At 65.6% G+C, this 24,826-nt stretch carries 21 protein-coding genes and 1 pseudogene; 9 read left to right on the top strand and 13 right to left on the bottom strand.

Annotated features, from left to right (window positions below; genetic code table 11):
• Nucleotides 1-9: 9 nt before the first annotated feature.
• Entirely contained in the window at nucleotides 10-930 is a 921-nt protein-coding gene (gene gcvA, locus PSEMO_RS12675) for a transcriptional regulator GcvA (RefSeq protein ID WP_075803423.1), read from the top strand.
• A 123-nt stretch (nucleotides 931-1,053) separates the two neighbouring features.
• On the opposite strand, the gene PSEMO_RS12670 is transcribed toward gcvA, so the two are convergent.
• The 6 genes from PSEMO_RS12670 to PSEMO_RS12645 form a co-directional block, all read right to left on the bottom strand.
• Nucleotides 1,054-2,076 carry an HlyD family secretion protein gene (locus tag PSEMO_RS12670; RefSeq protein WP_075803422.1) on the bottom strand — a complete coding sequence of 341 codons (1,023 nt, stop codon included), beginning with the start codon at nucleotides 2,074-2,076 and terminating at the stop codon, nucleotides 1,054-1,056.
• Nucleotides 2,073-4,157: a hypothetical protein gene (locus PSEMO_RS32525; RefSeq protein WP_075803421.1), complete on the bottom strand. Its 2,085-nt coding sequence runs from the start codon at nucleotides 4,155-4,157 to the stop codon at nucleotides 2,073-2,075. The genes PSEMO_RS12670 and PSEMO_RS32525 overlap by 4 nt, the downstream gene beginning before the upstream one ends.
• 14 nt (nucleotides 4,158-4,171) lie before the next feature.
• Nucleotides 4,172-5,500: a glycosyltransferase family 2 protein gene (locus PSEMO_RS12660; protein ID WP_075803420.1), complete on the bottom strand. Its 1,329-nt coding sequence runs from the start codon at nucleotides 5,498-5,500 to the stop codon at nucleotides 4,172-4,174.
• Nucleotides 5,500-6,867 carry a TackOD1 domain-containing metal-binding protein gene (locus PSEMO_RS12655; RefSeq protein ID WP_075803419.1) on the bottom strand — a complete coding sequence of 456 codons (1,368 nt, stop codon included), beginning with the start codon at nucleotides 6,865-6,867 and terminating at the stop codon, nucleotides 5,500-5,502. The genes PSEMO_RS12660 and PSEMO_RS12655 overlap by 1 nt, the downstream gene beginning before the upstream one ends.
• A gap of 94 nt (nucleotides 6,868-6,961) precedes the next feature.
• Entirely contained in the window at nucleotides 6,962-7,612 is a 651-nt protein-coding gene (locus PSEMO_RS12650; RefSeq protein WP_075803418.1) for a cupin domain-containing protein, read from the bottom strand.
• Nucleotides 7,613-8,690: 1,078 nt separating this feature from the next.
• Nucleotides 8,691-9,278, bottom strand: coding sequence for a nucleotidyltransferase family protein (locus PSEMO_RS12645; protein WP_075803417.1), 588 nt, complete (start codon nucleotides 9,276-9,278; stop codon nucleotides 8,691-8,693).
• A gap of 59 nt (nucleotides 9,279-9,337) precedes the next feature.
• On the opposite strand from PSEMO_RS12645, the gene PSEMO_RS12640 reads away from it, so the two are divergent.
• From PSEMO_RS12640 to PSEMO_RS12630, 3 genes are read left to right on the top strand one after another with little or no spacing between them, the layout of a single operon-like run.
• A complete protein-coding gene (locus PSEMO_RS12640; RefSeq protein WP_075803416.1) occupies nucleotides 9,338-9,841 on the top strand; it encodes a (2Fe-2S)-binding protein in 504 nt (167 codons plus the stop codon).
• Complete coding sequence (locus PSEMO_RS12635) at nucleotides 9,838-10,830, top strand: FAD binding domain-containing protein (protein ID WP_075803415.1); 993 nt, start codon at nucleotides 9,838-9,840, stop codon at nucleotides 10,828-10,830. The genes PSEMO_RS12640 and PSEMO_RS12635 overlap by 4 nt, the downstream gene beginning before the upstream one ends.
• Complete coding sequence (locus tag PSEMO_RS12630) at nucleotides 10,827-12,998, top strand: xanthine dehydrogenase family protein molybdopterin-binding subunit (protein ID WP_075803414.1); 2,172 nt, start codon at nucleotides 10,827-10,829, stop codon at nucleotides 12,996-12,998. Before PSEMO_RS12635 ends, PSEMO_RS12630 begins: the two co-directional genes overlap by 4 nt.
• 19 nt (nucleotides 12,999-13,017) lie before the next feature.
• Here the strand turns inward: PSEMO_RS12630 and PSEMO_RS12625 are convergent, their stop codons facing one another.
• The 4 genes from PSEMO_RS12625 to PSEMO_RS12610 form a co-directional block, all read right to left on the bottom strand.
• Nucleotides 13,018-14,046: an XdhC family protein gene (locus PSEMO_RS12625; RefSeq protein WP_075803413.1), complete on the bottom strand. Its 1,029-nt coding sequence runs from the start codon at nucleotides 14,044-14,046 to the stop codon at nucleotides 13,018-13,020.
• A gap of 242 nt (nucleotides 14,047-14,288) precedes the next feature.
• Nucleotides 14,289-15,602, bottom strand: coding sequence for a c-type cytochrome (locus PSEMO_RS12620; protein WP_075803412.1), 1,314 nt, complete (start codon nucleotides 15,600-15,602; stop codon nucleotides 14,289-14,291).
• A gap of 10 nt (nucleotides 15,603-15,612) precedes the next feature.
• Entirely contained in the window at nucleotides 15,613-17,841 is a 2,229-nt protein-coding gene (locus tag PSEMO_RS12615; protein WP_075803411.1) for a xanthine dehydrogenase family protein molybdopterin-binding subunit, read from the bottom strand.
• Nucleotides 17,841-18,299 carry a (2Fe-2S)-binding protein gene (locus PSEMO_RS12610; protein ID WP_075803410.1) on the bottom strand — a complete coding sequence of 153 codons (459 nt, stop codon included), beginning with the start codon at nucleotides 18,297-18,299 and terminating at the stop codon, nucleotides 17,841-17,843. The genes PSEMO_RS12615 and PSEMO_RS12610 overlap by 1 nt, the downstream gene beginning before the upstream one ends.
• Nucleotides 18,300-18,567: 268 nt before the next feature.
• Here PSEMO_RS12610 and PSEMO_RS12605 point away from each other — a divergent pair, with 268 nt between their 5' ends.
• From PSEMO_RS12605 to PSEMO_RS12590, 5 genes and pseudogenes are all read left to right on the top strand, one after another.
• Entirely contained in the window at nucleotides 18,568-19,455 is an 888-nt protein-coding gene (locus PSEMO_RS12605) for a hypothetical protein (RefSeq protein WP_075803409.1), read from the top strand.
• Nucleotides 19,445-20,461, top strand: coding sequence for a GGDEF domain-containing protein (locus tag PSEMO_RS12600; protein WP_075803408.1), 1,017 nt, complete (start codon nucleotides 19,445-19,447; stop codon nucleotides 20,459-20,461). The genes PSEMO_RS12605 and PSEMO_RS12600 overlap by 11 nt, the downstream gene beginning before the upstream one ends.
• Nucleotides 20,462-21,187 (top strand): annotated as a pseudogene (locus PSEMO_RS34285) (PAS domain-containing protein); the annotation flags it as partial.
• Nucleotides 21,188-21,280: 93 nt separating this feature from the next.
• Nucleotides 21,281-21,739 (top strand): methyl-accepting chemotaxis protein, encoded by a 459-nt coding sequence (locus tag PSEMO_RS34280; RefSeq protein WP_372239119.1) that lies wholly within the window; start codon nucleotides 21,281-21,283, stop codon nucleotides 21,737-21,739.
• Between the two features lie 96 nt (nucleotides 21,740-21,835).
• Complete coding sequence (locus PSEMO_RS12590) at nucleotides 21,836-22,255, top strand: hypothetical protein (protein WP_075803406.1); 420 nt, start codon at nucleotides 21,836-21,838, stop codon at nucleotides 22,253-22,255.
• Nucleotides 22,256-22,264: 9 nt separating this feature from the next.
• Here the strand turns inward: PSEMO_RS12590 and PSEMO_RS12585 are convergent, their stop codons facing one another.
• From PSEMO_RS12585 to PSEMO_RS12575, 3 genes are read right to left on the bottom strand one after another with little or no spacing between them, the layout of a single operon-like run.
• Nucleotides 22,265-23,155, bottom strand: coding sequence for a LysR substrate-binding domain-containing protein (locus tag PSEMO_RS12585; RefSeq protein ID WP_075803405.1), 891 nt, complete (start codon nucleotides 23,153-23,155; stop codon nucleotides 22,265-22,267).
• Nucleotides 23,155-24,063 (bottom strand): LysR family transcriptional regulator, encoded by a 909-nt coding sequence (locus tag PSEMO_RS12580; RefSeq protein WP_075803404.1) that lies wholly within the window; start codon nucleotides 24,061-24,063, stop codon nucleotides 23,155-23,157. The genes PSEMO_RS12585 and PSEMO_RS12580 overlap by 1 nt, the downstream gene beginning before the upstream one ends.
• Nucleotides 24,063-24,620: a GNAT family N-acetyltransferase gene (locus PSEMO_RS12575; protein ID WP_075803403.1), complete on the bottom strand. Its 558-nt coding sequence runs from the start codon at nucleotides 24,618-24,620 to the stop codon at nucleotides 24,063-24,065. The genes PSEMO_RS12580 and PSEMO_RS12575 overlap by 1 nt, the downstream gene beginning before the upstream one ends.
• Nucleotides 24,621-24,826: the final 206 nt, after the last annotated feature.

Raw genomic sequence — 24,826 nt, 5'->3', positions numbered from 1 at the left:
GCCTTTTCAATGTCACTGGCCTATCTCAACGCCTTGCGCGCCTTCGAAGCGGCGGCGCGGCACCAGAGTTTTTCCGCAGCGGCGGCGGAACTGAACGTCACCCCGGCGGCAGTCGGGCAGCAGGTGCGCAGCCTCGAAGCCTGGCTCGGCATCCCGCTGTTCACCCGCGCTGGCAGTGGTACGGCGCGGCTGATGCTGACCGATATCGCTCGCTCGGCCTTGCCGGATATCCAGGCCGGGTTCGACCGGCTCACGGTGGGGCTGGCGCGGCTCAAGGATGCTGGTGTGCATACGGGGCTGACGGTCAGCGTCAGTCCGGCCTTCGCCTCGAAATGGTTGCTGCCGCGGATCGAGCGGTTTCAGCAGGCGCATCCACGACTGGATGTGCTGCTCGATACCAATGCCCGCTCGGTGGATTTCCAGGCCGAGCGGATCGATATCGGTGTGCGTTATGGCGCCGGGAAATGGCCGGGGCTGACGGCGCTGCACCTGATGGCCGAGACCTTGTTCCCGGTGTGTGCGCCGGATTATCCGTTGTTGAAGAAAGGACGTTTGCCGGAGAAGGTGCTGGACCGCTGCACGCTGATTCATGACCTTTCCATGGCGGGCGATCCGGACTATCCGACCTGGCGGATGTGGATGGATGCTTCGGGCTTTACCGGGATCGATACCGACCATGGCCTGCGCATCAACAACTCGGCGGCGGTGCTTCAGGCGGCCATGGACGGGCAGGGCTTGGCCCTGGCGCGCAGCGTGATGGTCAAGGATGACCTGGCGGCAGGGCGGTTGATCCGGCCGTTCGCCGACAAGGGGCTGGATTGTCCGTTGACCCAGGCGTACTACGTGGTCTATCGGCCGGAGTGTGGGGAGTTGGGGAAGGTGCAGGCGTTTCGGGATTGGTTGCTTTCGGAGGCCAGTGCACAGCACTGACTTTTTCGGTGGCAGGACCGGCCTCATCGCTGGCAAGCCAGCTCCCACAGGGTTCTGCAGCGACTCGGACCCTGTGGGAGCTGGCTTGCCAGCGATGAGGCCCGACCAGTCAACCCATCATTTTCAGATCGCCCAACCAAACACCCGGAAATGCTGATTGGCAAACCTCACCCGTACCGGCAGCGAATCGATCCTCCATTCACTGGCCAGCGGCTCATTGAACCTTGCCGGCACCATCAACCCCCGGGTCGGGCTGCTGAACGGTTTGCGCAGGTCACTGGGCAGCGGGTTGGCGCTTTCCGCCGGGCTGATCACCTGCGCGCCGACCCATTCACCATTGGGCAGCAGCACATCCAGCGCCGACCCCGGCGTCGAGTGCTCGACATCCTTCGGGTCCAGGTACACCCACAATTGCGCCGGCCCCTCGCGCTCCAGGCGCATCAGCAAGGTCCCCGGACCGACATTCTCACCCGGCGCGGCAATCACCTCGGCAACCCGTCCGGCCTCGCTGGCATGCACGTCCATCCGCGCCAGTTGCTCCTTCAGCCATTGCCCCTCGCGCTCCTGCTGCCGGGCGTAGTCCTGCGTCGCACCACCACTCAGGCTGCGCTCGAAGGCCAGCAACTCCGACTCGCGACTGTCCAGGGCATTCTGTGCTTCCAGCAGCTCGCCACGGGTCGCGGCACCCTGCTGCACCAGCCGGCGCACTTCGCCAACATGTGTCGAGGCCCGTTGCACCAGGCTGCGCAGCACCGCGCGGTTCTGCTCGTTCACCGAGGCACTGGCAGCCGGCGCCGAGCCGGCCTGCAACAGGCTCAGGCGCAGGCGCCATTCCGGGTTGTCCAGGTCGGCCAAAGGTGTGCCGGCCTGCACATGATCCCCGGCCTGGACCCGCAACGCGCGGATCTCGCCAGGCTGCATGGCGCGCACCTCCAGGGTCGGCAAACGCACCAGGGCTGGCGCCTCGATGCGCAACAACGCCAGCCCGTAGCGCCCGGCAAGCCAGAGCACCGGCAGGCAGATCAGGAACAGGATCAGGTACCAGCGCAGCCTGAACGCCAGGCGCTTGCCCGGTGCGTAGAGCACCTGCATGCCGCTGTCTTCGGTGGGGTGTTGTTCCTTGGCACTGCTGAATTTGATCTTCATCGGCTTCTCGGGTACTCGCTCCAGGACTGCCAGTCGATGCCGCTGATGCCGGCGGGCAGCAGCGCGTTTTTCCAGTGGGTGGTCTGCTCCTGCAGTTTCTGCTGGCCCGCGTCGGCCCAGCTGAGGTCCTTCGGTTGATCGGTTTCCACGCTCTGCGCCAGACGCAGGTGCAGGCCCGGCCATTTCTTCGCGATCTCCGTCGCCCGGTTGGCGCTGGAGGTCGGGTTGCGGGTGTAGATCATCAGGCTGATTTCACCTACGCCCAGCTGCTGCAACTCGCAGGGCACGCAGGGGTTGCGCCGGGCCTCTTCGAGGAACCAGCGCGGATGGCTGGACAGGTTCAGCGGCCACGGGCTTGCCGCCTTGGCCTCGCGCAGGGTGGCGAGCCAGTCCTTCAGGCGCTGGTCCGGCACCGGCCAGCCCAGTTGCTCGACTTCCAGGTCCAGGTGCAGGCCGTCGAAGGGCAGGGCGCTCAGTTGACGGATCAGCGCCACCAGTTGCGCGCGCTCCCGGGGCTTGATCCAGGCCGGATCGCCCAGCAGCAGGTTGACCTTGAAGCCCTGGGCATGGGCGCTGCGCAGTAGCTGGTCGAGGGCGGGCCGGGTGCGTTCCATGGCGGCCACCTGCACGGCGTCGAGGCCAAGATTCAGCACCTGCATGCCAGCCTGTTTCAGCGCGCGCAACTCACCGTCGCGGGTCCGTGGATCGAGCAGTATCTCGCTGTGCCAGAGGTAAACACCCTGGCGCCAGTCGCTGGATGCGGCCGGTGGCTGTTCCTCGTCGACCGGCTGCCAGCGCAACCAGTGATCGCCCAGCAACGCCTCGAAATCTGCACTGTCATCACCGAACAGACGCAGCGCCGCGTCCTGCAACCAGGCCGCATGCCAGGCGGAAATCTGCGCGAAGCCGGCGTTGTAGTGGTCCACCTCGGCCTGCAGCAGGCGCAGGCTGGCTTCGCCGGAGTCCAGGCCGGTGCGCTGGCGGCGTTCGGCGACGATGCGGTCCACGGCAGTGCGTCGCTCACTGCGCCACACGTATTCATTGGCGTTGCGCCGCTGCTGCTCCAGCACCTTGCCCAGCTCGCGCAGCAGCACGCCGTGCTCCTGTTCCTTCGCTTGCACCGCCGCCTGGTAGCGGGCCTCGCCTTCGCGACTGCGGGCGGTGCCGTAGTCGAGCAGGTCGAGTGGCGCGCTGAAGGTCACTCCGGCGCTCAGGCCGCTACCGTTCTCGCCGGCACCGCTGCGCTGCTCGACGGTCTGGGTCACGTTGAAATACGAGTCGATGGCGCTGTACCAGGGGCGATGGCGGTTCTGCTCGGCCAGGCTCAGCTCGGCATCGCGGCGGGCCATGCGCGGGTTGCTTTCCAGTTGCGTGCGCCAGGCTTCCAGCGGGCGGGGCTGGCCGGCGAGGGGGATGGCGACCGGGGTCGATGACTCGTCCACCGGCACACCGAGGCTGCGCAGGCTGGCGCGGATATCCGCGAGCAGATCGCCCTGCATGTCGCAGCGGCGGGTGACGGAAATCCATTCACTGCGCATCAGCTCGGCATCGGACGGCAGGATCCACTGGCCTTTCAGGCGGGTGCGCAACTGTTCCTCGGCATCACGCGAGGCGGCCTGCACGTCCTGGCACAGTTGCTTTTCCTGGGTCGCCCGCCACCAGTCGGCGTAAGTGCTGCGGATCGCCAGGCGCTGGCGCGCGCGCTGGTAGCCCTGCTCGATCTCGCCGACCCGCACATCGCGCTCGCTGGCCCTTACGGCCTCCATGCGCCGGGCCAGGCTGCCAAGCAATGGATAGCGCACGCCGATGGCGGCATTGCGGCCGTAGTAATCGTCGCGGATATCGTCGGTGACCAGCTCACGGTAATGGCCGACATTGGCATTGCCATAGACCTCCCAGCCGCTCTCGCTTTCACGCTGTTCCCTGGCCGCATAACGCGCCTCCAGTTCGGCATTGCTGGCGCCGACGCCACGGCCGTCGCCGGCCTGGCGCAGGGCCTGGTCCAGGGGCAAGGGAGCCGCCTGGGCCAAAAGCGGCGCGCAGAAGGCCAGCGGCAGCAGCCGCAGTGCTGTTTTCATCATCAGTAGGGAATGCCTTAGAAACGGTTGGCCCGCTTGAGTACCCACCAGGGCGCCATGCTCGATTCCTCGTGCCCGCGCCGCAGGGTTTCATTGAGAATGGCGACCACGCTCCAGCAGCGCAGGGCGTACATCGCCAGGGGGTAGAAGGGCAGTACCCAGATCAGCGCCAGGTCTTCCCGCGGTCGTTCGCTGACCATCAGCATCAGCCCCAGGTACAGCAGGCCGCTCATGGCCAGGTACAGGGTGTAGATCAGCAGCGAATAGAACAGGAACGCCGTCGGCGGCAGGATGAACAGCGCCACCAGGCTGTAGCCGACGATGATGAAGGGCAGCACCAGCTGGAAGAACAACCCGCTGACCATCAGCATCAGGAAGTTCGGCCAGCCCAGCAGGCGCGGGGTGAAGGCATGCCGGTGCTTGCGCAGGTAGACGAAGAACAGGTCGCCGTCCCAGCGCAGGCGCTGGTCGAGGAAGCTGCGCAGGGTCGCCGGCGCATCGGTGTGCCCGATGGCCCGGGGCTCGAAGGGAATGCGCAGGCCGTAGCGGCGGAAGTAGCTCTTGATGCGCAGGGTCAGGTCGAGGTCTTCGGCGGTGTGGGTGTCCCAGCCGCCGATCTGCTCGAGGAACTCGCGGCGGAAAGCGCCGAAGGCTCCGGACACGTTGTTCACCAGGTTCCACTCGGCCAGGCCGATCTTGCACATCTGGATCGACAGCAGGTACTCCAGCGCCTGGATCCGCGCGATCCACGACTGCCGCGCATTGCGCACCCGCAGGCTGCCGGCCACGGCGGGCACCTTGGGGTCGCTGAAATGGCGGACCATGCGCAGGACCATGTCGTTGTCGAAGGAGGTATCGCCATCGACATTGATCAGGATCTCGCCGCTGCTGAAGGCCAGCCCGCTGTTGAGCGACGACACCCGCCCGCCGCGCTGCCACTTGGCAATCGGCCGCAGCACCCGGTTGCCCGGCAGCTTGTGCTCGGCCTTGAAGCGTCGCACCACCTCGGTGGTCTCGCGGTTGACGCCGGCGCCGTCGACGATGGGAATGATCTCGATCATCCCCGGGTACGTCTGTTCGGCGAGGCTGCGCAGGGTCAGCTCGACATCCTTGCCCTCGCTGTAGCAGGTGATGATGCACGACACCCGCGGGTACCAGGCCTCGTTGCGCGGCACGGCGCTGTGTTCGCGCACGAACCAGCGCAGGGTGCCGAGCAGCACCAGCAGGTTCAGCGGCACCTCCAGCAGCAGGAAATACGGAAACACCATCAGGAACAGCCGCCAGTGCCCGTCGGGCCCCTGGATCTCGGCCAGCCAGGCATCGAGGTGAGCGAGCAGGGCATCCATCAGAGCGCCCCCGCCAGACGCGCCATCAGCAGCTCGGCGTCTTCCTTCTCGGCCAGGTCGGCCGGGGCCACGCAGCCGCTGGTGGTCAGCACGATGTCCTGCAGGTCCTGGCCGACGAACAGCTCGCTGATCTGGTTCAGGCGCTCGGTCACCCGCTCCAGGCCGACGCGGTCGGTGCACATCAGCAGCAGCCACAGCTGTTCCTCGCTGGTGCGGGTGCAGCGGTCGGTATCACGGATGGCCACCTGGATGCGTTCGATCAAGGTATCGAGCAGGGCGTGGCCGCGTTGCGGGCCGAGGCGGGCGAGGGCGCCGCCAAGGTTCTTGAAGCGGATGCCGAGCAGGGCGAAGGTTGGCGAGCCGTGGCGGGCGATCAGTTCAAGCTGCCAGTCGAGCAGGGTCTTGAAGGCGTTCACCCCGACCAGGGACAGGCCGCCGAAGTACTGATCGAAATCCCGCTCCAGGCCCTGGCGAGCGCTGATCAGGCCGGTCTCTGACAAGCGATGGTCATGCACCTGGCGCACCAGCAACTCGTCCGGCGCATGGTGCTCGCCGCAATCCAGGCATCGCGCCTGGATATCGCCATCGACGAAGAAGGCCGAGCAGGATTGGCAGCGGTAGTTTTCCAGCGGCCGGTCGTAGTCGGTGCCGATATGGCGCAGGCGGGTCAGGCAGTTGGGGCACACCAGCACGCCGTCCTTCAGGTACTCGGCCTGGGCGCCGACATGGCCGCAGGTGAAGCAGTGCAGGGACGGCTCGCGGACGATATCCAGCGACGTGCATTCGACGCACACATCCACGTAGTTCAAATGCCCGCTGCCGCAGCGGCGGCACAGGCGGATGCGGTCCACCAGGCTGACGCTGTCCAGCAGATTGCGCTGGACCAGGCTTTGTACCAGGGCGTGGCCGTTGAGCTGGTCATCGCCGAGGGCGTCGATCAGCGGGTAGTGGTAGAGCGCCGGGGAATCGGGTTTGCGCAGGGCCTTGAGCTGGCCGGGGGCGCGCAGCCAGAGCCAGGCGATCAACTGCGCCTCAGGGCCTTCCGGGGCGCGGCCGCGGTTGAACAGGGCGAGGCGTTCGCGCCATTGGTGAAAGGCTGGTGCCGGGTCGGCGGGAGGTAGGCCGTCGCACAGGGCCTCGGTCAGAGGGTGGTCGCCGAGGCAGTAGATCAGGCTCAGGGTGTAGGCCGGATGGCGGCGCAGTTTCTGGGCGGATTCGGCGTTCTGCTCGGGGCTGCCGGTGAGGATCAGCACGTCGAAAGCGGGCTGCTCCAGCAGGTCTTCAACGGTGGTGAAACAGGTGGTGGAGGTCGGAAGGGTGAGGTGGCCGGGGCCTATCGCAGCAACGCGGAGGGTCGTAACGGTCATCGGACTTTTCCAGGCATCAGGTCTGTTTGGTCCGAGCCTGATATCGCGGAAAAGTTCTACAAGTGTTTGGCTTGTACAAGTTTCATGTACAAATTTACGGGGTGTTCATTCCGAGGTCCAAAGGGGCGTCCTTGAGCCAGAAACGGGTGCCGTTTGGTCCCGATCGTGCGTAGAAGTGATGGCCTGGAGGCAGGCGTAGCCAGCTGAGTATTTCCAGTTTTAAATCAGCGGTTTGCAAATCACCCTCGAGGATCAGAAGCTCGAGTCCGCGTGGGTTTTCCAGGGTGATTGCCGTGTTTTTCGCGACCGTTCGCAGCCAGACGCGTTCGTGGATGTTTTCGAATAGCAGTTCGTCGGTTTGAGTGGGTAACGGGCGGGCGAGGCGGACGGAATCGCGGGGGTGGAACTGGCGCAGGCGGACGAAGATCGTGCAGCCGTTTGTGGAGCCGGGGGTGTGCTGGCTGCCGGGTGGGTTGCGCACGTAGGTGCCGGCGGGGTAGTGGCCGTGTTCGTCTTCGAAGGTGCCTTCGAGGACCACGAATTCCTCGCCGGCGCCGTGGAGGTGGGGGCTGAAATGGCTGCCAGGGGCGTAGCGCACGATCGAGGTGGCGCGGGCCTGTTCGGCGCCGAGGCGGTAGAGCGGACGGCGCTCTACGCCGGGTAGCGGACTGGCAAGCCAAGGCAGGGTGGGGGCATGCATCACTGCTGGCAGGGTCAGGTCTGCGTTCAGGTGTTCGTTGAGCATGGTGGGCTCCGGTGGGCTGGCCACGAAATTATCGCCGCGGAAGGAGGCTGGAGCGAGTGAGGAATTCTGTGGGGGGCAAACAAATGCTTTGCGATGCGGGCTGGGTGAGAGCTGGCGTCATGATATACGCGGACCGGGTGGGAGCGGGTTCAGCCGCGATTGCGGTAGTGAACCCACCACCGAAATCGCTGGCAAGCCAGCTCCCACAGTGTCCGCGGCGAGCACAAATACCGTGGCTGACTCAGGTCCCTGTGGGAGCTGGCTTGCCAGCGATGGCGTCAGTCCAGACACCCAGTAATTCACTGATATACGCGGACCGGGTGGGAGCGGGTTCAGCCGCGATTGCGGTAGTGAACCCACCACCGAAATCGCTGGCAAGCCAGCTCCCACAGTGTCCGCGGTGAGCACAAATACTGTGGCTGGCTCGGGCCCCTGTGGGAGCTGGCTTGCCAGCGATGGCGTCAGCCCAGGCCCAGTAAATCACTGATATACGCGGACCGGGTGGGAGCGGGTTCACCCGCGATTGCGGTAGTGAATCCACCGCCGCAATCGCTGGCAAGCCAGCTCCCACAATGTCCGCGGCGAGCACAAATACCGTGGCTGACTCAGGTCCCTGTGGGAGCTGGCTTGCCAGCGATGGCGTCAGTCCAGACACCCAACATTTCCCTGATAAAGCCGGTCCCGATGTTTGCAGAAGGCGGAGCAGGTGGCGACTGTGGCACAGGTTGGTCAACCGGGCCTAAGGATACCGGCGCGCTTTCGGGCGCCCTGTACACAGCCGCCATAACTCGATCTCGGTGAGCGGGGAGGCAACTGCACGCAGGTTGGTCAACCGGTCTCAAGGCATCCCGGCGCACTCGAAAGTGCCCCGCGTACAGCAGCCATAACGCATGTGCAACGTTGCACGCTCAAACGGGGCGACGACCGCACGCAGAGTTGGTCAACAGGTACCGAGGCAAACCTGCTCGCCTCAAGGCGCTCCACGCACGGTCGCCATTTCGATTGGAGCCAGATGATTGAAGCTGAACAATCGCAACGTCACCTGCCCTCAGCAGGATTGAATTGTAAGTTTCCATGCTCAGCTCGCGAGGCCGGGCGAATCCATGTCCTTGGTTACCCCATGATCCTTGACTGCCACGGGCAGGTACGCCTGCAGGTTCCCGTCGATCACCCGCTTGCCTCCCTGATCTCCTTCCAGATCCATCAGGTCCCCCCAAAAACACTTGCCAAACACCACCGGGTGACCTCGCTTCCCCTCGAACACCGGCACCACAATCCGTTCTGTTCCCGCTAACCCCTTCAACTTCACCAGCGTTTCCACCTCGATCCAAGGCATATCCCCCAGCAGCACTGCCACCGCCTCAGCATCCGAAGTCCCGGCCACGACCCGAATACCAGCCGCCAGACTCACCCCCATCCCGTCATCTGCCCGCTCAGCCCTGACTACGGTCACCCGCGGATCCACACCCAGCGCCGCCGGATCGTCTCCCGGTCGCAACACCACCCAAACGTCATCGAACGCTTCCATCACCCGCGCCAACGTCGTCTCCAGCAACCGCTTCCCGCCCGGCAACACCGCCACCCGCTTGTCACTCCCGAACCTGCGCCCGCGCCCCGCCGCCAGCACCAGCGCGGCACACCCCCCGGTCAATCCCTTTGAACCCATCTCTTCACCCCCCGGTCGGACCTGAAAAGCACAAGCATACCTACCGTGAGGCCTTTGTCATGAGCGATGTCCCAACCGAGCCGAGCACGCACCCCATCGGCCTGCAGATCAACGGCAATCTCCACCAGCTCCAGGTCCCGCCCTGGCTGACCCTGCTCGACCTCTTGCGCGACGAACTCGATCTCGTCGGCAGCAAAAAGGGCTGCGACCACGGCCAGTGCGGCGCCTGCACCGTGCTGCGCAACGGCCGCCGGGTGAACGCCTGCCTGACCCTGGCGGTCATGTGCGACGGCGACGAACTGACCACCATCGAAGGCCTCGCCGACGGCGACCGCCTGCACCCGCTGCAACAGGCGTTCATCACCCACGACGCCTTCCAGTGCGGCTACTGCACCCCCGGCCAGATCTGTTCCGCCGTGGGCCTGGCCCGTGAGGGCAGGGCGACGTCGCGGGCGCAGATCCAGGAGGCCATGAGCGGCAACCTGTGCCGCTGCGGTGCGTACAGCAATATCGTCGCGGCGGTGGAAGAAGCACTGCCGCACATGGGAGGACCACGCCTATGATGCCCTTCGCCTACAGCAAGCCCGACAGCATCGAACAGGCCGTGCAGCAGGCCGGACCGGACGCACGCTTCATCGCCGGCGGGACCAATCTGCTCGACCTGATGAAAGAGAACGTCGAGCGCCCCTCACGGGTGATCGATATCACCGGCCTGCCCCTGGGCGAGGTGCGCGCCACGCCCCTCGGCGGCTTGCGCATCGGCGCCCTGGTGAGCAACGCCGAGCTGGCCTGGCACCCGGAAGTGGAGGCGCGCTATCCGTTGCTGAGCCAGGCGATCCTGGCCGGGGCCTCGCCGCAGTTGCGCAATATGGCCAGCACGGGCGGCAACCTGTTGCAGCGCACCCGCTGCCATTACTTCTACGACCCGGCAGTGCCCTGCAATAAACGCCACCCCGGCAGCGGCTGTCCGGCGCGGGACGGGCTGAATCGCCAGCACGCGATCCTCGGCGCCAGCGAGCAGTGCGTGGCGGTGCATCCATCGGATCTGTGCGTGGCCCTGGCGGCACTGGACGCGCGGGTGCTGGTGCACGGCAAGCAGGGCGAGCGGGCGATACCCTTCGCCGACTTCCATCGCCTGCCAGGCACCACTCCCGAACAGGACAACGGTCTCGCACAGGACGAGCTGATCGTCGCCATCGAACTGCCGCAGCCCCGCTTCGTCGCGCGCTGCCGTTATCTGAAGATCCGTGACCGGGCGTCCTATGCCTTTGCCCTGGTATCGGTGGCAGCCGGCCTGGCACTGACGGACGACAACCGCATCGCCGAATTGCGCGTGGCCCTTGGCGGCGTGGCGCACAAACCCTGGCGCGAGGCCGAGCTGGAGCAGTCGATGCACGGTCGCCCCGCCAGCCGCGACACCTGGGCCGACTTCGCCGACCAACTGTTGCGCGATGCCCGCCCGCTGGAGCACAACGCCTTCAAGATCACCCTGGCGAAGAACGCCATCATTCGTGCGCTGAGCCAGGCACAGGCCGCGGAGGAGCAGCCATGAACAGTCCCCTGAGCGGCCAGCCACTGGACCGGGTGGACGGCCCGGCCAAGGTCACCGGCAGCGCCCGCTACGCCGGCGAGTACCCCGAGCAGGGCTTGCTCTTTGGCAGCGTGGTCAGCGGCAATGTCGCCCGCGGCCGGATTCGCCGCATCGATTGCGACGCGGCGCTGGCGGTGCCCGGCGTGGTCGCGGTGCTGCACCATCTGAACCGACCGAGGATGGCCGGGGACGACGAGTCCTATGAGGACGCCGACTCCGCCGACGGCAAACCTTTTCGTCCGCTGTTCAATGATCGCGTGCTGTACAGCGGCCAGCCGTTGGCGCTGGTGGTCGCCGAGAGCCTGGAACTGGCGCGCCACGCCGGTTCGCTGGTCAGGATCGAGATCGACGAGGAGCCACACCAGACCGATCTGCTCGCCGATCTGCCCAAGGCCCACGCTGCCCCGGCAGAACTGCCCAAGCCCCGGGGCGACTTCGCCAAAGCCTTCGAGTCCGCAGCGTACAAGGTCGATGCCACCTACAGCACGCCGATCGAGCACCACAACCCGATGGAGCCCCACGCCTCGACGGTGATCTACAACGCGGACGGCAGCCTCCAGGTCCACGACAAGACCCAAGGTACCCAGAACAGTCAGGACTACCTGCACAAGGTCTTCGACCTGCCCAAGGACAAGGTGCGGGTGTGCGCGGCCTATGTCGGCGGCGCCTTCGGCTCCGGCTTGCGCCCGCAGTACCAGTTGACCCTGGCGGTGATGGCGGCGCTGCTGTTGCAGCGCTCCGTGCGGGTCACCCTGACCCGCCAGCAGATGTTCACCTTCGGTTATCGTCCGCGCACCGTGCAGCGCATGCAGCTCGGTGCGGACCCGCAAGGCGGACTGCTGGCGATCTCCCACGAGGCGACCGGGCAGACCTCGCGCTTCGAGGATTTCACCGAGCATCTGGTGGAGTGGTCGGGGATGCTGTACCGCTGCGACAACGTTGCCATGGGTTACCGCCTGGTACCGCTGGACGTCTACACGCCGCTGGATATGCGCGCGCCGGGTGCGGCTTCCGGGGTGATCGCCCTGGAGTGCGCCATGGACGAGCTGGCCTGCGCACTGGCGATGGACCCGGTGGAGCTGCGCCGGGTCAATTTCGCCGACAGCAATGGCAACGAGGGCAAGCCGTATTCCAGCAAGGCGCTGCTCGACTGCTATGCCCGGGGTGCCTTGCGCTTTGGCTGGCACAGTCGCGATCCGAAACCGCGGAGCATGCAGGAGCAGGGCGAGCTGATTGGCTGGGGCATGGCCGGCGGCGTCTGGGAAGCCATGCAGATGAAGGCCAGCGCCCGTGCGCGACTGGACCGGGATGGACATCTGTGGGTGAGCAGCGCGACCACCGATATCGGCACCGGGACCTATACGGTGATGACCCAGATCGCCGCCGATGCCTTTGCCGCCGAACTGGCCGACGTGACCTTCCAGCTTGGCGACAGCAGCCTGCCGACGGCGCCGTTGCAGGGCGGTTCATTTACTGTGTCGTCGGTAGGTTCGGCGGTGCGGCAGGCATGCCAGGCGCTGCGCGGCAAGCTGGTGGCCTGGGCCAAGGGGCGCTATCCGGAGTTGGCGGCGCTGGAAGCCGAGGCGTTCATCGTTCGTGACGGGCAGTTGCAGGTCAATGGCCGAGGGTATCCGCTGGAGGACCTGGAAGCGCGGGTCGACGCCGAGCCGTCGGCCAGGCGCCAGGGCTTCGCTAGCGCAACCCATTCTGCGGTGTTCGTCGAGGTGCGGATCGATGAAGCCCTGGGCACCTTGCGCGTCAGCCGGGTGGTGAGCGCGGTGGCGGCGGGGCGGGTGATCAATCCCAAGACCGCGCGCAGCCAGATCCTCGGCGGCGTGGTCTGGGGGCTGGGAATGGCCCTGCACGAAGAGACGCAGATCGATCATCGATTGGGCCGCTACATGAACCACAACCTTGCCGAGTACCACATCCCGGTGAACGCCGATATTGGCGAGATCGAGGTGATCTTCGTCGACGAGCCGGACGATATCGTCAATGAACTCGGGTCAAAGGGCGTGGGTGAAATCGGCGTGGTCGGCGTGGCGGCGGCGGTGGCCAACGCGGTGTTTCATGCCACCGGGAGGCGGGTGAGGGACTTTCCGCTGACGGTGGAGAAGCTGATGGGTTGAGGGTGCTGTTCAGGCGCCCTTAAATCCCGGCCAGGTGCAGGTCGCACTCCTGCGCCTGCTTGGCCTTGACCACGGAAAACTCCGTTGGCAACACCACCGCATTCTTCTCTGCCAGCACCTCCGCCATCACACTCACCGCAATCTCCGCCGGGGTCTTGCTGCCGATATAGATTCCGATCGGCCCATGCAGCCGCTGTAACGACGCCTCCGTCTCCCCAAAATGCTCGATCAACCGCTCGCGCCGGCTCTGGCTGTTACGCCGCGACCCGATCGCGCCGATATAGAACGCCGGGCTGTGCAGGGCCTCCAGCAGCGCCAGGTCATCCAGTTTGGGGTCGTGGCTGAGGGCTATGATGCAGGTGCGCAAATCGGGAGCGAAGGCGCGGACGATATCGTCGGGCATACCGACCAATTGCTCGACACCGTCAAGACTCCAGGCCTCCATGTACTCCGGGCGCGGGTCGCAGACGCTGACCTTGAAGCCGTTGAACTGCGCCATGGTCGCCAGGTATTCGGCGAGGGCACCGGCACCGATCAGCAACATGCGGTAGCCGGGGCCGAGGGTGGTGAGCATGCGTTCGCCATCGAAGGCGAACTGTTCAGGGTTGAGCGTGGTTCGAAGCGAGACCCGGCCGCTAGCGAGATCAAGGCTGCGGCGCACCAGGTGGCCGTTGTCGAGATGCTGGAGAAGCTGGCCCAGGCTGTCGGCGCAGGGCGCAAATTCGAGGACGATTTCCAGCGTTCCGCCGCAGGGCAGGCCAAAGCGGTGGGCTTCGTCGGCGTCGATGCCGTAGCGCACCAGGCGCGGCAAACCGTTGGGTAGTCCGGGACCTTCATAAGCGGTGGTGTAGCGATGGATCAAATCGTCCTCGATACAGCCACCGGAAACACTGCCGATGACCCGGCCATCGCCGCGCAGGGCCATCATCGAGCCGACCGGGCGCGGGGAAGAGCCCCAGGTGCGGACCACCGTGGCCAGCAGGGTGCGCTGGCCCGAGGTGAGCCAGTCGTGGGCGGTGCGCAGGACCAGGAGGTCGATGCTTTCCATGGGGTGGGCCTCTGTTGATATGACGTTCAGGCTGGCCGCGATCCCTGTAGGAGCTGGCTTGCCTGCGATGGACCGCGAAGCGGTCCCAAAACCTGCCACGCCGGGGTATCTGGAAAACCACAATCGACCAGGCGCTGAATCCACAACTTCATATGACCACAACTCGTGCTGGATGGTTTGGGACCGCTTTGCGGTCCATCGCAGGCAAGCCAGCTCCTACAGGGGATTGCGGTGTCCCGGGATCAGCGCATGCGCAGCACGATCGGGCTGGCACTCGCCGGGTCGGTGCGCTCGCGCAGCTTTCCAACATCCTTTACATCCACAGCACCGCCCTGATTCCCCCATTGCGTCCTGACGAAACTCAACACCTCGGCAATCTCCCGATCCGACAACTGCTCCCTGAACGCCGGCATCCGGTAGGCATCCGGCACCCCGGCCGCCACCACCCGCTGCGCACCATTCAAGGTGATGTTGATGCTCGACGCATTCTCATGGGCCATTGACGAAGAAGCCCCCGCCAGCGGTGGCATCCATTCGCTTTGCCCACGCCCGTCGAGACCATGGCAGGACGCACAGCGGGTCGCATAGGTATGCGCGCCCGGCGCATCGGCCTGCGCCGCCTGGTACTGCCATGCCGGCCCATCGCGCTGCGGATCACCCGGCAGCGACTTGAGATAGCGGGCAATCGAGGCGAGGTCGTCATCGGTCATGAACTGCGTGGAGTTGTTGAACGCCTCGGTCATCGAGCCGAACACCACCGCATGTTTGTTACGCCCGGTCTTGAGGAACTGCGCGATCTCCGCTTCGCTCCAGCGCCCCAGCCCGGTATTCGGGTCGTCGCGCAGGCTTGGCGCATACCAGCCATCCAGCAGGGCGCCGGAGAGGTAGGCGTGCTTGCTGCCGTCCAGGGCCTTTTCGTTGAAGGCCAGGCCCCGTGGCGTATGGCAACTGCCACAGTGGCCAGGACCTTCGACGATGTAGGCGCCGCGATTCCATAGCGCGTCCTTGCCCGCATTATCGGCATGGGGCGCGGAGTGACTGAACAGCCCGTTCCACAGCGCGATCGGCCAGCGCAGGTTCAACGGCCAGGGAATCTCGCCCGGCTTGTTCGCCTCGGCAACCGGCGCCACGCCCTTGCTGAAGAAGGCATACAGCGCCCGCACGTCCTCATCGCTAAGCCTGGCGTAGGACGGGTAGGGCATCGCCGGATACAGCCGCCCGCCATCCGGCCGCACGCCATGGCGCACGGCGCGGTCGAAGTCGGCGAGGCTGTAGGTGCCGATACCGTGCTCGCGGTCCGGGGTGATATTGGTGGCGTAGATCGCCCCCAGTGGCGTGTCCATCTTCAGACCACCGGCAAAGGGACGCCCCTCCGGCAGGCTGTGGCAGGCCACGCAGTCACTGAGACGGGCGACATATTCGCCGCGCTTGATAAGTTGCTCATCCGCCCCGTCGTCCGCCTGCGCCACAAAAGGCGAGGCGGGGGTGCGGGTGACGTACCAGCCCAGCACAGCAACGCACAGCAGGACCAGCAGGCCCAGTCGTTTCACAGTCATCGACGGCCCCTTAGCTGAAGTTGTAGCGTGACAGCGGCATGCTGCGAATGCGCTGGCCGGTCAGGTGCGCCACGGCATTGGCCACCGCCGGCGCCGTGGCCGGCAGCGGTGGTTCGCCGATGCCGCCCATCTTCGCGCCGCTTTCGATGATCTTCACATGCACCCGGGCCATGCGCGCCGGGGGCAGGATCGGGTACAGGTCGTAGTTGCGTGCCCGTGGCTTGCCGTCGATATACACGGCTTCCTCCACCAGCGCCTGGGACAACCCCAGGGCCACTGCGCCATTGACCTGGGCGTCGATGATCGCCGGGTTGACGATGCTGCCCGGGTCAATCGCCTGCCAGATCTCGTGGACCTTGACCTGGCCGTGCTCGATGGACACCTCGGCGATCACCGCCGCTTCCGAGCCGAACGGCGAGGCCATGGCCACGCCACGGGCGCGACGGGTGCCGTCTTCGGCGATATACGGGCCGCGTTTCCAACCGCCGGACAACTCGCCCACGGCCTTGAGCAGGGTGGTCAGGCGCGGGTTGTCGCGCAGCAGTTTCAAGCGCAGGTCGAAGGGGTCGTGCTTGCCCTGGTCGGCCAGCTCGTCGAGGAAGGCTTCGTAGAAGAAGTCGTTCAGCGAGTTGCCCACCGAACGCCAGTAACCCAGCATCGCCGGGCCTTTCACGTAGTTCTGGGCGATACGCCGGTTGGCGATGGCGTAGGCCTTGCCGGCCAGGCCCTCGACGGCCGTGTTGTCGATTTTTTCCCCTTGCTTGCCGGCGATGGCTTCGGTGGGGCCTTCGGTGGCGCTGACTGCTTCCAGGGCCACGGGCAAACCGTCCTGGTCCAGCGCGGCGCGGAACCTGACCACGGCCATGGGCCGCAGGGCATCACGGACGAACTCTTCCTCGCGGCTCCAGATCAGCTTGATCGGGCGCCCGGTGGCCTTGGCCAGTTCGATGGCCTGGGGGTACGGGTTGGCGCTTTCGTAGAGGAAGTGGCGCCCGAAGAAGCCGCCGAGCAGCGGCGAATGCAGGCTGATCTTTTCCGGATCGAGGCCGGTGCGCTTGGCGATATCGGCGCGGAACATGTCCGGCGCCTGGTTCGGCAGCCACACTTCCAGCGTGCCGTCCGGGTTGAAGCGGGCGGTGGCCGACGGCGGTTCGAGCTGGGCGTGGTTGAGGTACTGGTTGTGGTAGGTGGCTTCGACCTTGGTGGTCGCCTTGCTCCAGGCGCTGGCGAAATCACCTTCCTTCTCCGCTTCGCGGCCCGGGCCGGTTTCTGCAGCCAGGCGCTCGCGATGGCCGTCGCTGGAGAAGTCCGCCGGCATGGGCCGTAGTTTCGAGTCGGGGCCGGCTTCCTGCCAGTCCACCTGCAAGGCTTCGGCCGCACGCTTGGCGTGCCACCAGCGTTCGGCGACCACCGCCATGGCGCCCGGCAGACGGTGCACGGAATGCACGCCCTTCATGGCCTTGACCTGGTCTTCGTTGCGTACGCTGCCGACCGTCATGCCCAGGCGCGGCGCGTGCTGCACGGCGGCATGGAGCATGCCCTCGACCTTGATATCGATGCTGTACACGGCCTTGCCGGTGGACTTGTCGTAGGCATCGACGCGCTGTACCGGCTTGCCGATCCAGCGGAACTGGCTCGGGTCGCGCAGCGGCACGCTGTCGGCGTTCGGGACCGGCAGGTCCATCGCCCGTTCGGCCAGTTCGCCGTAGCCGAGGGAGCGGCCGGACGAGGCGTGGATCACCCGGCCGGGCTCGGTGGTCAGTTCGCTGACCGGCACCTTCAATCGTTCGCTGGCTGCCTGCAGCAACATGGCCCGGGTCAGGGCGCCGAGCTTGCGCATGGTCGGGTAGCTGGTGCGCACCGACATGCTGCCGCCGGTGATGCGCAGGCCGTTGTCCATCACCACGAAGGCCGGGCCGGCCGGCGCGGCTTCGACGATGAAGTGGGCGGGGTCGACATCCAGTTCCTCGCCGACGATCTGCGCCATGGCGGTGTAGATGCCCTGGCCGCCTTCCATGAACGAACAAAGCAGGCGCACGCGGCCGTCGGGGCGGATTTCCAGCAGGGCCGGGACTTTGATGCCGGGCGCCGCAGTCTCGGCGGCTTCGACGCGGCTGATGCCCAGGGGCAGGCCGCAGCCAATGACCAGGGCGCCGGCCGCAGCGCCGGCACTGGCGAGCAGGAAACGGCGCCGCGACAGGTTGACCGGCTCGCCGAGGGGCAGCTGTTCAGTGCTCATCAGGCAGCCCCCTCGTTGTTGGCCACTTCGTGGACGGCGCTGCGGATGGCGTTGTAGGTGCCGCAGCGGCACAGGTTGACCATGGCCGCTTCGATCTCGCCGTCGTTGGGGCGGGCGTTGTGCTTGAGCAGGGCGGTGGCGGCCATCACCTGACCGGACTGGCAATAGCCGCACTGGGCAACCTGATGCTTGACCCAGGCCTCGACCACGCGCTTGCCGACGTCATCGGCCTCGACGGCCTCGATGGTGGTGATTTCGCGGCCCACCACGCCGGCCACCGGGGTCACGCAGGAACGCACCACATTGCCATCCACCAGCACCGAGCAGGCGCCGCACTGGGCCAGGCCGCAGCCGTACTTGGTCCCGGTCAGGCCGAGGTCGTCGCGCAGCACCCAGAGCAGGGGCGTGTCCGCATCGGCGTCGACCTGGTAGGTCTGTTGATTGATTCGCAGGTCCATGGGATCACCAGTCTTTTCGGTCGGTTGTCTGATCGGGCTTTTTATAGGCAGCCGTGCGCTTCGGTGCGTGAGCCCGTCGGGAAACGCTAGCACAGGGATGCATGAAGGATGACCGGACCGCTTCGCTAGGTGCTAGCGATGGGATTGATCAATCCCCCGTGCTGAAACATTTTTGGGGTGATCCGAACCCCGGCACCGGAGTCCTTATAATCGGCAGCGATAGGTAATGGCCACATGATGCTATTCATTCCAGGTAGCCTGAAATTCGATGACGCGAGCCGAACTGCTGGATTGTCTGCAACACACCGTCGGCGACTTCTACAAAGGTGAAATCGACGAAGCCATAACCCTTCATCTGGAGTTGATGCTCGATGACTACCAGCGCAAACCATTCTTTTACAAGAGCCTGTTGAAGTACGACCGCTTCATGGTGGTCCTGTCGCTGTTTGCGTTTCATTACCGCGATCCACTGACGCCGCTTTCCCAGGTCAGGGAGTTTTGTCTGCGGCGAGGGTACCTGTCGCGCAACAGCCTGGAGTCCTATTTCTCGTTCTTTATCATCACCGGCTACATGCATGTGAGTGTGCATCCCGAAGATGCCCGGTTGCGTATCTACCGCCCGACCCGCTTCGCCGTCGAGGAAGCCGCACGGCTTATCAAAGCCTATCTGCTGCCTGGTTGCCTGCTGACGCCGGGCGGCGGCGCGTACGGCAGGGCCAATGACGCGGCCACGTTGCTGCGGCGGTTTTTCACCGGCCTGGTGCAGTTCCTCGATGCCGACATTCTTCTCGACAGCCTGCTGCCGGGTGCCAAGTGGATCATGAACAAGGATGGTGGTCACCTGCCGATGCTGGCGCTGTACCTGGATGCTCTCAGGCACCGCCCGGCCAATGGTGGCTACAAGGTCTCGACCTATGCCGAGCTGTCGTCGCGCCTGTATGTGTCGCGAACCCATGTCATGCGCCTGGTCCGCGAGGGAGAGACGAAGGGCTACTTCCGCTGCTGCGGTAACACGGTGGAAATGCGGCCGATGTTTGCCGAGCTGGTCAGGCACACCATGGCGATCAATTTTGCGGTTGCGCGGGTCAGTATGGAGCTAGGGGCGGATGTCAAGGAAACCGAAGTGTTCAAGCCAGGCGCCGGACGTGTCGGCTAGTCAGGGACAGCGCATCCGGCTGCTGCTTCGCGAAGGCGTTATCGCTGCCCAGATGCTGGTGCTGGCCACCTGGATGCTGATCCATGTGGTGCTGTTCGAGCGGGCAGCCGGCCCGGCCGCCTGGGGGCCGCTGCTGGTTTCCGGGGCGCTGGCCCTGTTGCAGACCTTTACCGCGTCCGACCGGATCTGGCGCTTCTCCGGGCTGGCCTTCGTGCTGGTGGTGATGGTCGGCTTCAAGCTGATCTTCATCGAATACCCGCTGTTGCATCAGCGCTTCTCCCTGCCGCTGACGGTGCTGGCGGTCGTCGGTGCATCGCTGCTGATTCGCGGGGCCTGGGATTACCTGGTCGTGGCGGTGCTGACCTGGATCGTGATCGGCCCCTATGTGAACGGTGAACCCGACGACCTGTATTTCCTGGGCCTGTTCGTGGTGTGCTCCATCAGCCTGGGCTGGATCAACAGCCGCACCTATATCCGGGCCCTGAAGAACACCCTGGATATCGAGCGGCACTACCGCACCTTGTCGGAGACCGACGACCTCACCTCGCTATACAACCGTCGGGCGCTGATGGCGCGCCTGGAACGCTGCGTCGCGTCGGGCACCGGCGGGTTTTTCATGATGATCGATGTGGACGACTTCAAGAGCATCAACGACCGCTTCGGCCATGCTGTCGGCGATGACGTCCTGCGGATGCTGGCCGATCGGCTGAAGGCCATGGCCGTCGGGCATTGCGTGGGACGACTGGGCGGCGAGGAGTTCGGCGTCATCATCGATGCCCGTGACCCGCGCAAGGCCCGGGCATTGGCGCAGCAGTTGCTGGAAGGCGTGCGCGAGTGTCGCGGAGCACCGGTGCCGTTCACCTTCAGCGCCGGCCTGGTGCCCTTTGCCCGGGACCAGGACCTTTCCGAGATTCTCATTCATGCCGATCGCAACCTGTACAAGGCCAAGCGCGCCGGCAAGAACAGGGTGCATCCGGGCACCCGGGACAGTCATTCCCGTCAGTAAATGGAGTCAGCCATGTTCAACCGTCGTTGCCAGCAGGACCTGCGGGCCTGCCAGCAGGAGTTGCAAGCGCTTCAGGGATCGCTCGCCTGTCTCGGACAGGGCCTGGCCAGTATCGCCCTGGATGAGCGAGGGCAGATCTGTGCGGTCAACCAGGTGTGCGCCGAGGCCCTCGGGCGCCCCTCGACGCGGCTGCTCGGCATGCGTCCGGGCGAGTTGCTGGAGCCTGGCGCCGAGTGGTCGGCGCAGCCGCAGACCGCCACCCGCTGGCGCTGCCGCGGGACCGATGGGCGTTCGGTGATGCTGGGCCTGTACTGGCTGTGCGATGGCCATGGCGGTTGCCGGGGCTACGGCTCTGCCTGGCCGGTGCCAAGCCGCCAGGAGCGGGACGGGCTGGAGATGTTCCAGGCCCTGAACCGTTCGACGGCGATCATTCAGTTCAACCTTGAGGGCACCGTGCTGGATGCCAACGACCCTTTCCTGCAGGCCATGGGCTACGGCCTTACCTCGATCCTGGGCAAGCATCACCGGATGTTTTGTCGGGCCGAGGACGCCGCTTCGCTGGAGTACACCGAGTTCTGGCGGGCGCTCAAGCGCGGCCAGTTCATCGCGGGACGGTTCCAGCGCCTGGACAGCCGCGGTGAGGTGGTTTGGCTGGAGGCGACCTACAACCCGATCAAGGATGCGTCCGGCAAGGTCTACAAGGTCGCCAAGTTCGCCAACACCGTCACGGCGCAGGTCGAGAAGGCCGATCTGGTCAAGCAGGCCGCCGGGCTGGCCTTTGATGTCGCCCGGGTCACCGACCAACACGCGCGGCGTGGCATGGGCGTGGTCGGTGAAGCGGCCACGGCGATGCGCGATATCGCCGGTCAAATGCAGGCATTGACCGAGAGCATGGGCGCTCTGGAAAACCAGTCGCGGCTGATCGCGTCGATCGTCGAGACCATTGGTGCGATCGCCACCCAGACCAACCTGCTGGCGCTCAATGCGGCGATCGAGGCGGCGCGTGCTGGCGGACAGGGCAGGGGCTTTGCGGTAGTGGCCGATGAGGTCCGCCGGTTGGCCGCACGTACCACCGAGGCGACCGCGGAAATCTTCGATGTGGTCAAGCAGAACCGCACCCTGACCGATGCCGCGACCCGCGGCATCGAGTCCAGCCGTGCCCACACCGACCAGGTTCAGGCCCTGGCCGAGCAGGCCGGCAGCACCATGCTGGAGATCCAGCAAGGCGCGAGGCAGGTGGTCGAGGGGATTGGGCGCGTGGTGAGTGATCTGGGGTAGACGCGTGTGCCGGTCCATTTCTGGGGAGAACGAATCGCCGAAGACTGGCCTGTTAGCCTGACCTGAATTCAACAGCTATTGCGAGTGGAGGAAAACATGGCTGATTTGGTAGTGCGGGTGACGGGGCTACAGGCGAACACCGACAAAGCAGTGCTTCGGATGCAGACCCCGATGAAGCCGCTGGACAAGGAGGCTTCCGAGCTCGATAGACAAGGATCGGATGCCATGGGAACCCTGTTTGCGCTGGAACAGGGCAAGGAAAACCAGCAGGATCTCCTGCGGCGTACTCGGGAACTGATCCAGGAGGCGCAAAAACGCTTGCAGCAAGAGCAGCAGAAGCTTGATCGGCTTGCCGCCGAGGCGGCGGAAAATCCCTCTGCCTCGGCGGCGTTGTCTGCCCAGCGCACTACTGTCTCGGCCGCCAATGCGCAACTGCTCGCCCTGCATGCGCAATTGATCCAGTTGATGAGCCAGGCCCCGGGGGTTTCGGTGGGTCGGGTCGACACGACGGCCTGAACCTGGTGCTCAGGTCAGGCGCAGTTCATCGATCACCAGGCACATCGCCCGCGACACCTCGCGCTGGTTGGAGTAGTACAGATGAAACCCCGGAAACTCCCGCCACCAGTCTTCCAGTACCGGCAGCAGCCGCCCGCTGTCGAGGTGCGGGCGGGCCATGCCCTCGGGCACATAGGCCAGCCCGTGCCCATCCAGCGCTGCATTCATCACCTGGTAGATCCCGTTGAACACCAGCCGCCCGTTGACCCGCACGTTCAGCTCCCGCTCGCCCCGTTTCAGTTCCCAGGCGTACAGGTTGCCCATGGTTGGCAGGCGCAGGTTGATGCAGTCGTGGTTCATCAGCTCTTCCGGGGTCAGCGCCACCCCGCGCTCGGCCAGGTAAGCCGGTGCAGCAACGATGGCCAGGCGGAAGTCCGGACCGATGCGCACCGCCTGGATATCCTTCGCCAGACCGTCCCCGAGGCGTACGCCGAAGTCATAGCGGCCCTGGACGATATCGGTGAAGGCGTAGTCCGAATGCATCTCTACCTGCAGGCGCGGGTAGCGTTGCAGCAGGGGTGCCAGTTTCGGCCAGAGCAGGGTGTCGATGGCGTGGTCGCTGGCGGTGAAACGCAGGGTGCCACCGGGGCTGTCGCCCAGCTCGCTGACTGCGCGCAGTTCTTCGGCGATGTTCGCCAGACGCGGGCCTACCGCCTCAAGAAGGCGCTCGCCGGCTTCGGTCAGGGACACGCTGCGGGTGGTGCGGGTGAGCAGGCGGATGTCCAGGCGCTTTTCCATCTCGCGGATGGTGTAGCTGAGCATCGACTGGGACATGCCCAGTTGCGCCGCCGCCCGGGTGAAGTTGCGTTCGCGGGCCACGGCCAGCAGGGCGAGCAGTTCACCGTAACGTTCCCGGGCCATCAGTCGGTCTCCAGGCGCAGGGCGGCGATCAGCAGGCTCATGGCCCCCGATGGCTGGCGCCGGCTTGGGTAGTAGAGGTGCAGGCCCGGCCACGCCGGGCACCAGTCTTCCAGCAGGCGCACCAGGTGGCCGGAGCGCAGCCAGGGATCGGCCATCTCCTCCGGTACGTAGGCCAGGCCGAGGCCGGCCACCGCCGCTTCGACGCAGTCGGTGGCGCGGTTGAAGGTGAGTTGGCCATCAACCCGCACCGCCAGTTCCTTGCCATCGCGTTCGAATTCCCAGGCCCAGAGGTTGCCATGGGTGGACAGGCGGATATTGATGCAGTTGTGCCGGGTCAGGTCCTGCGGATGCTCAGGAGCGGGATGCCGGGCGAGGTAGGCCCTGGTCGCGACCAGGGCGAAGCGCAGGTCCGGGGCGATGCGTACGGCGATCATGTCCTGGGCCAGGGATTCGCCCAGGCGCACCCCGGCATCGAAGCGCTCGGCGGCAATGTCCACCAGGGCGTTGTCGATGGAGATCTCCACCTTGATTCCCGGGTAGTGCGGCAGGAAGCGCTTGAGCTTGCCCATCAGCACCGATTGCACGGCGTGGTCCGAGGCGGTGATGCGGATGCTGCCGGTGGGTGTATCGCGCAGTTCGTCGAGGGCCTGGAGTTCGGCGTCGATCTGCGCCATCTGCGGCGCCACCTGCAGCAGCAGGCGCTCGCCGGCTTCGGTCGGCACCACGCTGCGCGAGTTGCGCGACAGCAGACGTACGCCCAGGCGCGCTTCAAGGTTGCGGATGCCATGGCTGACGGCGGTCTGCGACAGGCCGAGGCGTGCGGCGGCCCTGGTGAAGCTGCGCTCCTCGGCGACGGCGAAGAACAGCGGCAGGCCGGCGAAGGCGTCACGCAGATGGCGGTGTTCCATCAGCGACCGCGACGCCGCGAGACCACGGCTTCGATATTCTTGCGGCCGATCAGTTTCGGCTGCTCGGGCTCGCCCAGCCACTTGTACATCACCAGGCAGTCGACCAGGCCCACGCGGGCGTGGCGGTAGGCCTTGGGCAGGCGCCCGACCGTCTCGAAGCCGAGCTTGGTCCAGAGGGCGACGGCTACTTCGTTGGTCGACACCACCGAGTTGAATTGCAGGGCGAGAAAGCCCGAGGCGCGGGCCAGTTGCTGGGAGTGTTCGCACATCTGCCGGGCGATGCCGCGACCGCGGGCATTTTCGCTGACCATGTAGCCGCAGTTGCCGACATGGCTGCCGGGGCCGGCGGCGTTGGCCTTGAGGTAGTAGGCGCCGAGGATCTCGCCGTTTTCTTCGGCAACCATCGTGTGCACGGGGAGGTCGAGCCAGAGATGGCGGGCCTGTTCCTGGGTCATGGCCGGGTCGTAGGCGTAGGTTTCCCGGGCCGCGACGATGGCCTGGAAGGTGGGCCAGAAACGGTCGAAGTCGGCGGCGGTCATCGGGCGGATCTGCAGCATGCGGGGGCCTTGGCTGGGGGAGGGCAGCCGGCATTCTAGGGGATTTGCGTGGTCTGTGCCGGCCTCATCGCTGGCAAGCTGTTCTGGTCAAGTTTTTCCGGACACCGATTACGGTGATCAGGCCGCCTGCTGCTCCATAGCTATCGGCGACAAGTAATTGTTGTGGCTGTGGAGCCTGACTCGGTTGTATCGCATGAAGAAGCTGG

It is taken from the genome of Pseudomonas putida (assembly GCF_001941965.1).
GTDB lineage: Bacteria > Pseudomonadota > Gammaproteobacteria > Pseudomonadales > Pseudomonadaceae > Aquipseudomonas > Aquipseudomonas putida_L.
The sequence above is the reverse complement of the archived record's forward strand: the minus strand, read 5'-3'. Positions and strand labels throughout refer to the sequence as shown.

Coding starts and splice junctions, on each gene's coding strand:
- gcvA (WP_075803423.1), top strand. CDS start 10: ATGTCACTGGCCTATCTCAACGCCTTGCGCGCCTTCGAAGCGGCGGCG.
- PSEMO_RS12580 (WP_075803404.1), bottom strand. CDS start 24,063: ATGGAACACCGCCATCTGCGTGACGCCTTCGCCGGCCTGCCGCTGTTC.
- PSEMO_RS12610 (WP_075803410.1), bottom strand. CDS start 18,299: ATGGACCTGCGAATCAATCAACAGACCTACCAGGTCGACGCCGATGCG.
- PSEMO_RS34280 (WP_372239119.1), top strand. CDS start 21,281: ATGGGCGTGGTCGGTGAAGCGGCCACGGCGATGCGCGATATCGCCGGT.
- PSEMO_RS12645 (WP_075803417.1), bottom strand. CDS start 9,278: ATGGGTTCAAAGGGATTGACCGGGGGGTGTGCCGCGCTGGTGCTGGCG.
- PSEMO_RS12605 (WP_075803409.1), top strand. CDS start 18,568: ATGACGCGAGCCGAACTGCTGGATTGTCTGCAACACACCGTCGGCGAC.
- PSEMO_RS12625 (WP_075803413.1), bottom strand. CDS start 14,046: ATGGAAAGCATCGACCTCCTGGTCCTGCGCACCGCCCACGACTGGCTC.
- PSEMO_RS12620 (WP_075803412.1), bottom strand. CDS start 15,602: ATGACTGTGAAACGACTGGGCCTGCTGGTCCTGCTGTGCGTTGCTGTG.
- PSEMO_RS12575 (WP_075803403.1), bottom strand. CDS start 24,620: ATGCTGCAGATCCGCCCGATGACCGCCGCCGACTTCGACCGTTTCTGG.
- PSEMO_RS12640 (WP_075803416.1), top strand. CDS start 9,338: ATGAGCGATGTCCCAACCGAGCCGAGCACGCACCCCATCGGCCTGCAG.
- PSEMO_RS12655 (WP_075803419.1), bottom strand. CDS start 6,867: ATGACCGTTACGACCCTCCGCGTTGCTGCGATAGGCCCCGGCCACCTC.
- PSEMO_RS12650 (WP_075803418.1), bottom strand. CDS start 7,612: ATGCTCAACGAACACCTGAACGCAGACCTGACCCTGCCAGCAGTGATG.
- PSEMO_RS12660 (WP_075803420.1), bottom strand. CDS start 5,500: ATGGATGCCCTGCTCGCTCACCTCGATGCCTGGCTGGCCGAGATCCAG.
- PSEMO_RS12635 (WP_075803415.1), top strand. CDS start 9,838: ATGATGCCCTTCGCCTACAGCAAGCCCGACAGCATCGAACAGGCCGTG.
- PSEMO_RS12615 (WP_075803411.1), bottom strand. CDS start 17,841: ATGAGCACTGAACAGCTGCCCCTCGGCGAGCCGGTCAACCTGTCGCGG.
- PSEMO_RS12590 (WP_075803406.1), top strand. CDS start 21,836: ATGGCTGATTTGGTAGTGCGGGTGACGGGGCTACAGGCGAACACCGAC.
- PSEMO_RS12670 (WP_075803422.1), bottom strand. CDS start 2,076: ATGAAGATCAAATTCAGCAGTGCCAAGGAACAACACCCCACCGAAGAC.
- PSEMO_RS12630 (WP_075803414.1), top strand. CDS start 10,827: ATGAACAGTCCCCTGAGCGGCCAGCCACTGGACCGGGTGGACGGCCCG.
- PSEMO_RS12585 (WP_075803405.1), bottom strand. CDS start 23,155: ATGGCCCGGGAACGTTACGGTGAACTGCTCGCCCTGCTGGCCGTGGCC.
- PSEMO_RS32525 (WP_075803421.1), bottom strand. CDS start 4,157: ATGATGAAAACAGCACTGCGGCTGCTGCCGCTGGCCTTCTGCGCGCCG.